The organism is Noviherbaspirillum malthae (assembly GCF_015352985.1).
GTDB classification, from domain to species: Bacteria; Pseudomonadota; Gammaproteobacteria; order Burkholderiales; family Burkholderiaceae_D; genus Noviherbaspirillum; species Noviherbaspirillum malthae.
Map to the genome: position 1 here is coordinate 1 of NZ_JACYXF010000210.1, position 542 is coordinate 542.

General features: G+C 47.6%; 2 tRNA genes and 1 rRNA gene. All 3 read left to right on the plus strand.

Annotated features, from left to right (window positions below):
* A 16S ribosomal RNA gene (locus IGW03_RS37830) occupies nucleotides 1–111 on the plus strand; the annotation flags it as partial.
* Nucleotides 112–188: 77 nt separating this feature from the next.
* Nucleotides 189–265, plus strand: a tRNA-Val gene (locus IGW03_RS37835).
* Between the two features lie 63 nt (nucleotides 266–328).
* Nucleotides 329–404 (plus strand) — tRNA-Gly (locus IGW03_RS37840).
* The last annotated feature ends 138 nt before the right edge of the window (nucleotides 405–542 follow it).

Genomic DNA, 542 nt, shown 5'->3' on the forward strand with positions numbered 1-542 from the left:
GAAGTGGGTAGCCTAACCGCAAGGAGGGCGCTTACCACGGTAGGATTCGTGACTGGGGTGAAGTCGTAACAAGGTAGCCGTATCGGAAGGTGCGGCTGGATCACCTCCTTTCTAGAGCAATGGCTCGCCAGTTGAGCGTTCACACTTATCGGTATGTTGGTAGTAATAAGCCAATAACTGCATAAAGCAGGTCTGTAGCTCAGCTGGTTAGAGCACTACCTTGACATGGTAGGGGTCGTTGGTTCGAGTCCAATCAGACCTACCACTTTATGTGGTCGGAATATCAAACCTAAGTTGGTCGCAGTTGTAAGTTGTAGAGTACGACAAAGCGGGAATAGCTCAGTTGGTAGAGCGCAACCTTGCCAAGGTTGAGGTCGAGAGTTCGAGACTCTTTTCCCGCTCCATCTACTTAGGTTTGATCATTGCGATCATGGCTGTTTTGTTCTTTAACAATCTGGAAGAAGTAGTAAAGATTTATCAGTTGGAGTTCACGTATGTGATGTGCGTGGATGAAGACTGGTGGGTTGTGATTGTCATCAATC